Raw genomic sequence first — 9240 nt, 5'->3', positions numbered from 1 at the left:
AGGAGCATTCTTTAAAGATTTAAACTATATAAAAAAGTCTGAGGATACCGTTCTTTCGAAAATTAAAAATTTAAAAGTTGCGTTATTAAGATCATTAATGCCATTAAACTCATCAGCAAAATACAGATTTAAAGAATTTTATAATGAGCCTTATGAAGTGTACAAACTTGGGGAGTTAGCAAATATAGTTAGAGGAGCAAGTCCACGACCTATTAACGATTCTAAATGGTTTGATGATAATAGCGAAATAGGATGGTTGAGAATTTCAGACGTAACAGAACAAAATGGAAGAATACATTACTTATCTCAACGAATTTCCAAATTAGGTCAAAATAAAACTAGAGTTCTAATGACTCCACACCTATTATTAAGCATAGCTGCAACTATAGGTAAACCTGTAATTAACAAAGTTCCTACTGGTGTTCATGATGGATTTTTAATTTTCTTAAATCCTAATTTTGATATAGATTATATGTTTCAATGGTTTGAGGGGTACAGATCATATTGGAATAGATCTGGTCAACCAGGAACTCAAGTTAATTTAAACTCTGAAATAGTTAAAGAACAAAGTATTCTGTTACCTAAATTAGAAGAACAAATACGCTTAGCAAAATTGCTTAATGATGTAGATAATCTTATTAGATTAAAAGAAAATCAAATTGATAATTTTTCACAATTAAAGAAAGCTTTACTTCAAAGAATGTTTGTGTAATAGATTATCTAAAACTTCAAAAATGTTTTATAAATATAAAAAGTCCTCCGTACTTTATTATTAAAGTTAGGAGGACTTTTATATACTCAGTATCAAACATGAGTATTATTAAAGATAATATTAACTATTTAGTAGCAACTATATCATTTTCTGCATCACTATCAATAAACTCTAAAATATCTTTTAGTTCATAATGATACTTTTTACCACAACAGTTACAAACTGCTTCAATATTTTCATCAGGATGAGATTCTAACTCTTCTTTTCCTAATGATGCTATTGCTTTAAAGTACTTTTCACTTGAACAAGTACATTGGAATTTTAATTCTTTTTCTTTAGCTAAAGTTACTTCTTCTTGGTTAAATAAACGATATAGTAAATCTTTTGCTGATAATTTTAATAATTCATTATCAGTTAAAGTATAAGCTAAAGTTGCCAGTCCATTAAAATCATCTAAAGTACCTGATTCATCAGGAATATACTGCATAAATAAACCTGAAGCATTAACCTCACCATTAACATCTACTTCAGACGCAATACGTAAAAATGCTGGAATCTGTACTGATTGACGATAATAATCAAGAATTGAATCTTGAATTGAATTTAAGTTTACTCGAATAATACTTTGGTATGGTTGTACTTGACGATCATCAAAGTATACAGACATAATTAAATTCGCTTCAGGATTAATTAGATCTTCTAATGTTGCCTCTGCAGATAGATTAGCATTCTCATCAAAATAAGCCACTACACGTGCCGTATCATCACGTAAACTTACTGATAAAGCTTTTACTGGTGTATTTTCAGATTGAATTGCTAAAGAAAAATTACCATCTGTTTTTAAGTAGTGTTTAAGGATTGATCCTACTAAAAGTAATTCACCTAAAAGCTTTTTAATTGCTACAGGATATTCAGATTGATGCTCTAAAGAATCTTTTAAAGTTTTATGAATATTTAACCATAAACCTTGAGCTGGTTTTACGTCAAATAAAAATCTATAAATTGAATCACGATCAGCTACTCCAAGAAGTTCTTGCTCAGCTGATACCGCAAATTTGTCGTTTGTCATTTTTCCTCAAAATTATTCTAAATTGTTTATTCTTTTTCTGCTCTATTATAGCATACTCAGAATTTTATTTTCAATATTTACGTCTATACGTAAAATAATAGTAAGAATAAACATAATGCTCATATATACTCTGCTTATTCTAGAGTTCCCTGTCTATTTCGCAACTCTCTTTACCAGTCTTTTTACCACACTTAATTTTGCTTCTAAAGTCAAGTTTAGAAGGTAACAAGCATTACATTTTCAGCTCTTACTCTGTAGATTCACTAGTAGATACTACTTTAATTCTAAGTTAATTCTCAGATACTACTTAATAGTCTACTTTCTGTAACTTATTTTGATCTTTTACAAAATCTAAACTTCTTATAGTTACAATCTCTTTTTTTTATCTCTTCTTCAAAAAGAAAGATGACATTAAGTAATGCTAACTACATTAACTTATGTCATCATTTTTTACATCAAATAGTATAAGTAAAAGTTAATTATTGATGATATCTATCTAAAAAATAAACCTAATTGTAATTATCTAAAGAAGCACGATCGATCTTGAATTTTTGCAGAGTTCTACGATCTTTCTTATTCGGTTTATGTGCAGAAGCAGTATAAGACATCTTCTCTAAACGTTTTTGTTCTGCTACTTGTTCACGTAAGGCTACACTTTCAGGAGTTTCTTCGTAATAGTTTTTTGCCACTTTATAAGCTGTACGACGGTTACTTAACTCTTGTACTACAACAGTAATCTTTTCATTACCTTTTTGTAGCGTTATCTGAGCTCCAATTTCTACAGTACGTGATGGTTTAGTTCTTTGCCCATTATAAGTAACTTTACCACCTTCAACCATTTGAGTAGCTAAAGATCGAGTCTTATAAAAACGAGAAGCATGAAGCCACTTATCAAGACGCACACTTAATTCAGTATCTTCAGAATTTTTTGCCATAGTTTCTCCTTGATTTTTTCTTAACTAAATCTCAAAACTTTTTAGTTAGGTACTTTTATTATACTGAATTTTACTAACTTTATAAAATATAAGAGAATCGCACCTTAAATTCTTTTATAATAAACAGATTCCATAAGCAACAAAGAGAACGAGAATTATGAATGAAAATATTTTTTACTTTATTTTAATTGTAAGCTTAGCTTTACTCTTACTAGCTTTATACTTTTGGCATAAATTATCTTTGACTCGTCAAGAAAATGAACGCTTAACTAACAATATCAGTGATATGACTACTAAAGCTTTAAGTCTTGAAAGCGAGGTTGAACAATTAAAAATTGAACGTGAAGAACAACAATACAAGTATATTCAACAAGACAGTGAATTAGCTAATTTAAAGAACCAAAGTGTAAACTTATTACATGAAGTTCATAATTTACAACAACAAATCAAAGAGAGTAAAGAACAACTCTTCAGCCAAATTGAAAAAAACACTCGTACTGAGGGCGAGTGTGCTTTAACTCAACAAAAATACACAAGTCTAGTGCAAGAGCTAAATGAAAAGCAACATAACTATCAAGAACAAATTAAAGAATTAAAACAACAGCAACAATTGCAATTAGAACAAACTAAACAGCAGTACCAACGTGAACTTAATGCAACAACGCAAACTCATCAAGAACAATTAAAACAATTAAAAGCCAGTCATGAACAACAATTGCAACAACAAAAAACTGCAATTGAGGAACAACTAAGCTTTATTAAAGAGCAAACCAATACCAACTTAAAACTTATCCGTGAAGAAGTTCAAAACTCAGCAAATAAACTTGTAAAGGATACCTCAACTTCATTTTTTAATGAAAGTGTAAATAAAATTAATCTCATTACCGAGCCTCTTAAAGAGAAGATGCTAGAGTTAACTACCAATGCTCGTCAATTACTCGATAAAAACATTCAAACTGATGCTAAGTTCATAACCAAGATTAATGATTTTGATAAGCAAATTAATCTGATTCGTGAATATTCTACGAACCTATCAAATGCTTTACGTGGTACTAATAAAAAAGCTTTAGGGAATTGGGGAGAACAACAACTAGAAGTTACCTTAAATGCCCTCGGACTAATTAAAGGAATGCATTATCAAATGCAACCAGTATTTCAGGTAAATAATCAAAAATTAATTCCCGACTGCGTACTAAATCTTCCTGGTAATCGTAAAATTATTATCGATAGTAAAACTACCTTAAACTCTTATCTAAAAGCTTTTGAAGCTCAAACCAAAGAGCAAGAAAAAGAAGCACGAGAAGAATTAGTCAAAAATATTCAGGCTCATATTAAAAATCTTGCAGAAAAGAATTATCAGAAAATTCCTGAATTAAAAAGTACTGACTTTGTCTTAATGTATATTCCTATTGACAATGTTCTTGCTTATCTCGCTGAAGAAAAACCGGAAATTTTCTTAGAAGCTCAAAAACAAAATGTGGTAATTGTTTCTAACTCAACTTTAATTCCTCTGCTTTCATTAATTGATGGAGTATGGAAAAACCATGACTTCTCAAATAATGTCAGAAAGCTTGCTGAACAGGCAAATAGCTTCTTTGAAGCAGTAATTCGTATTGCTCAAAGATCTCATGCTTTAGGTAATGGCGTTCGTACCTTACATAAACAATATAATGAACTGATTAAAGCTTTAGGAAGCTCTAAAGGAGCTATTGCTCGGGTAGAACGTTTTAATAACTCTGCACAAAAAGCTCTGCTTGAACTAGATAATCTACAAAAACTAGAGTTAGAAACTGATGGTGATCCGGAACAAAAACTCAATGAATTTGTTAGCGAACAACTACTCCCAAATTCTGATCCTGAGTTTTTTGCCAAGCTAGCAACAGCTCAAGAGGAGGCAGAGCCAACTCAAGATCAGGCCTCTTCTCTAAAAAGAGAAGAGGATAACTCTACTGCAGTTTTAGAGGAAAAATCTCTTGCGTTAACAGAGCAAGCAGAGGGAGAGCCTGAACAAGATGAGGAAAAGACTGAACAACTCAAATTAGAACAAACTCAAGAGCAAGCATCTATTCTAGGACAAGAATCCCTTTCAAGACAAGAAACTGAAGTAGATTCGGATGACTTAGCGGTAGAAGTACAAAAACAACTGCAATTTATTTCTCAAGATCTCAAAGAAAAACAAGATCAGCAGTCCAACTCTTCTTTCTTTGCTGAATACGATGCTATTTTTAAAGAATATGAAGACTTAACTAAACCTTAATTCTTAGCCTCTATTAGTTCTCTAATAGAGGTTTTATTTAGTTTAGCCTAGGTTGATATAAGTTATAATAAACTGTAAAAACCTCACTACTACCATTTTTAATTTATGCACCCTAAAAACTCTTTTGATTCTTTTACCTTTACCTTAAACCAAACTAGCCTCATTGAAGCTAGTGCCGGGACCGGTAAAACCTATTCGATCGTCAATATGTTTATTCGTCTCTTACTTAACTTAGGAGAGACGAAACTAACACGTTTTTATCAAGCAAAAGAAATTTTACTCGTTACTTTTACCAATAACTCAGTTAATGAAATGCAAGAGCGTGTAATCGCTCGCATGCGTTCTTTACAACTGCTCATAGGTAAGCTATTACATCTTAGCAAAACTCAAGATCTTACCTCAGAACAAGCTTTTAGTGTTTTAAGCCAAGAGGAAAAACTCGATGAATTTACGCAAAGATGTCTCGAACAACTTTGTTGTGAAGATCGTTTAACTCAAGCATATCAAGTTCTCGAGCAAGAATTATTAACCAATGAATTTTCTATTAAAACTCTTGATAAGTTTATTGGCGATGCCATAGTAGAAATCGATAGTGAACTCGATCCTGATACCATTCGTACTTTCCCCATTAGTGATCTCAAAAAACTCAATGACCGTCGAGCTGATATTTTTCGCATGAGTTTAAGTAGTACTTTACGTGAACAAATTGCTTTTATTGATGCCCAAGGAGCAAATGGAGTTAAAGTTTTTGAGGAATTATGTCAGCTCGCAACTGGGAATTTAGTTAGTCATAAACATCCTGAATTACCAAAAATCAATGTAAAAGAAAATTACTTTTCAGATCATCGCATTATTAGTGAAAGGTATCAAGATTCTTTACTCACCTTTATTGTTAATGCCATTTATCAAAACATCTCTCCTGAAGATGTAGCTAAACTCTATTATCAATATGGCTTTAATGAGCAAACTAGCTTATTTGATCTTTATAAAAATGCTCAAATAAATACGGTAACTCAAGTTGATCTCTTTAACCAATTAAGAATTTTCTTTACCCACAAAGTTCTAACTAAGTTCTTACATTATTGTTTTAAAAATAAAGAGTTAGACTTAAATAGTAAAGCAATTCTTTTACTACAAAAACTAACTCTAAGTCAAAACACTGACTATGCAACCGCTCTAGAAATCATTAATAATAAATACCGATTTGTATTTATTGATGAGTTCCAAGATACTTCGCCAATCCAATTTGAAATTATTAAGCGCCTCTTTATTGAATATAAGCAAGAGGCAGAAAAAGGCTTAATTATGATTGGTGACCCTAAACAAGCTATCTATGCTTTTAGGGGAGCAGATATCTTTAATTACTTTGAAGCTCAAGAGACTGCGGTTAAGGCTCCTGATCTCAATAAAAACTATCGTTCTAGCAAAATCTTTATTGAAGCTTGTAACTACTTATTTACTGCAAATAGCAACTTCTTTACTTTACCGCAAATTAAATATCAAGTTGTGGAAGCGGGAAATCCTGAAAAACCAGTACTTGTGGTGCGTAAACAAGATGGGGAACTAGAAATTGTTAATCCTTTAAATTTTGTAGTTAATCAAGAAGAAAACAAGCTTTCAAGTGAAGAGGCTCTTGTTGCCTTTATTGCTAAACTTGTAGAGCTTGGGAAAAAGCATCAATTATTCTTTATTGAGCCAAGACATTTACAAGCTCATGCCCAAGAACACCTAAAACCGATTAAAGCGAGTGATATTTGCATTCTTACCGGCAATAACAATGAAGTAGTTACTTTAGCTAATCTCTTAAAATTTCGCCACCAAATTGATAGTGATATCAAAGGACAAGGCGGACAAGATGATGCTTTTATTTTAGAAGATCTCACTACTTGCCTCAAAGCTATTTGTGATCCGAATAATCAAACTCTAGTTCGTAAGTATATTTACTCGAGTTTATCAGGATTAACCTTAGAAAAAATCGAACAAACTCTAGTCGAAGCTAATCTTTACCTCGAAGTAAAACAGCAATTAAAAGATTGGCAAAAAATGTGGCAAGAGCAAAGTCTTACGCGAACTCTTGATGCTCTAATTAAAACCAATGTAGTCTTTGCCAACTTAAAACTTCCTCAAAATTTTGCAGAAAATCTTTGGCAAACTTTTAATTTACTCTTAGAAATGCTTGCTAATCCGCAAGATCAAGCTCAAACTCTAATTCAACTAGAAGATCCTCACTTTATTAAAGAGTTTTATGATCAAGGTAAAGACCTATTGATTAAAAGTAAAAAAACTCATGAACTCAATCAAGGACAAGGCTTCCAAACTGGTGATAAAGTTATGCTTATGACCATGCATAAATCTAAAGGTCTAGAGTTTCCTCTTGTTCTTGCTTACAGCGGAAAAAGTGTGCGTTCACTTAAAGAAGAAGTTAAATGGAATCTCGATTCCATTCAACCTAAGTTTGCTAACTTCTATAACTATAATGATTTAATTGAATATCGTTATTTTCAAGATATAAAACAAAGTGATACCGCTCGTTTACTCTATGTAGCGGCGACAAGGGCACAGGTAGCTATGTTCTATTTCCTTAATCCTGACCTCATGGAAGCGATTAAAGAATATGCTAACTTAGAATCCTTAAACCTAACTCCTTACGCCAATCAAACTGGAATCAGTTTTACTAGTGAGTTAGCTCCAAGTTATCTAGAATTTAGTACACAAGCACAAAAACAAGGAAATACTCCCTCTTTACTTGCTTTTTATCGTCAAGTGTATACTTCTGAGACTGCTCTGCAAACTTTCACTCCAAAGCTCTTAGAGTTTATTCCACTGGGTACTTTAGCGAGTATGGCACAAGAGTATGAAATAGCTTCACCAATAGTCGCTACAACTCAAACTTCTCTTGCAGATTTAGATAAGTTTAAAGCTCAAACTCTACACTTAACTCCTGAAAATGAGTTAAAACTCTTCCCTGTACATCCACAATATACAGTAGGATTACAGACTTTACTTCAACAAATGCAAAAAGCAGGGACAAAGAGCTTAACCTCTACTCCGACTCCACAAGTAAATAACTTAACTTGGGAACAACTAGAGTTATTAGGAAAAAGTCTGAGCAGTCAATCTTTAGCGGTGAGACAAAAACTCAATTATCTCTATCCGCAAATGACTACTCAAGAGCTCAAACAACAACTTCCGAGTTATCAAAAGCGAAGCTTTTCTAGTGTTAATGAGACTTTTTTAGCTCATCTTGATCTAGAAGCAAATACAGCTCCTGATCTTAGCTCTCTCTTGGCTCAATCCCCAGCTCAAGAACAAAAAGACACTGAACTGGAAATTGAGCTTCTAGATGGTAATGAACAACAAGAATTTATTGACAGTTTAGAAGCAAATATAGTACAGAAACTCCCGAACTTTAGCCAATATGCAGTTGATAGTGAACAAGAGTTTATCCTTGTAAATCGTAACCTACCTCGAGGTTCAGAGTTTGGAACTAAAGTACACAACTTCTTTGAAGTATTTTTTGAAGAGTTTGCTCAAAATGATTTTACGCTAAAGTCCTTTATCCAAAGGTACATAAACTTTGCTCAGGTAAGTGAAACTCTAGCTACTCAACGTCTGGTTGGAGCTACCCTCGAGTATCCGCTTTTAGATCTCAATCTCTTACGTCGTAGTAATGATCTCGAGCAAGCAATTAATGCTCTTCCTAAACAAGGAAATCATGAAAACTTTCTCTATTTAAATACTAAGGCGAATAAAGAAACTATAAGCACTACTACCGAATGGGAGTTTTACTTTAATCAGCCTCAAAACCAAGAGAAGTTTAGAAAGCTTATTCCCGAATTTGTAAAAATTCTTGCCAAACATCAGATTATTTCTTTAACTGCAGATTTTGATCTCGAAATAGATCAATTTAATGGTTTTATCGATCTAATTATCTTTACCGAACAAGAAATTATCGTCATCGACTATAAAACCAATTATCTTGGAGCAAATCTTGAGGCATATCGAGGACAGTTAAGAGAAAAAATGCTTAGTAGTGGTTATATTCTGCAAATGTATATTTATTTAGCTGCCGTATATGGTCACTGTCGCCAAAATATTTTTGCTCATAATCCCGAACAGTTAAAAGAAATTAAATTTATCGGTATGCACTTATTCTTACGTGGTTTACTTTATAAACCTCAAAGAGAAAAGTATGGGATTTTTGCTCAAATGCCGAGCCATCAACTCTTAGATGAACTAAGCGATCTCATTATTAATCAATAAGTTT

The 9240-nt window shown here is 32.4% G+C and carries 5 protein-coding genes; 3 read left to right on the top strand and 2 right to left on the bottom strand.

The window, feature by feature from the left end:
• On the top strand, window positions 1–712 hold a 712-nt coding region (locus CKF59_RS00615; protein ID WP_222985445.1), incomplete at its 5' end, for a restriction endonuclease subunit S.
• 124 nt (window positions 713–836) lie between these two features.
• Here CKF59_RS00615 and hslO read toward each other — a convergent pair.
• Window positions 837–1781, bottom strand: coding sequence for an Hsp33 family molecular chaperone HslO (gene hslO / locus CKF59_RS00610; protein ID WP_119534050.1), 945 nt, complete (start codon window positions 1779–1781; stop codon window positions 837–839).
• 509 nt (window positions 1782–2290) lie between these two features.
• On the bottom strand, window positions 2291–2716 hold the full coding sequence (locus tag CKF59_RS00605; protein WP_119534049.1) for an RNA-binding S4 domain-containing protein: 426 nt from the start codon (window positions 2714–2716) through the stop codon (window positions 2291–2293).
• A gap of 157 nt (window positions 2717–2873) precedes the next feature.
• Here CKF59_RS00605 and CKF59_RS00600 point away from each other — a divergent pair, with 157 nt between their 5' ends.
• Both CKF59_RS00600 and CKF59_RS00595 read left to right on the top strand, forming a co-directional pair.
• Window positions 2874–4973: a DNA recombination protein RmuC gene (locus CKF59_RS00600; protein ID WP_119534048.1), complete on the top strand. Its 2100-nt coding sequence runs from the start codon at window positions 2874–2876 to the stop codon at window positions 4971–4973.
• 105 nt (window positions 4974–5078) lie between these two features.
• The gene (locus CKF59_RS00595) at window positions 5079–9236 is read left to right on the top strand and encodes a UvrD-helicase domain-containing protein (RefSeq protein WP_119534047.1); all 4158 of its coding nucleotides are present in this window, start codon (window positions 5079–5081) and stop codon (window positions 9234–9236) included.
• Window positions 9237–9240 lie beyond the last annotated feature (4 nt).

It is taken from the genome of Psittacicella gerlachiana (assembly GCF_003585965.1).
GTDB classification, from domain to species: Bacteria; Pseudomonadota; Gammaproteobacteria; order Enterobacterales; family Psittacicellaceae; genus Psittacicella; species Psittacicella gerlachiana.
The sequence above is the reverse complement of the archived record's forward strand: the minus strand, read 5'-3'. Positions and strand labels throughout refer to the sequence as shown.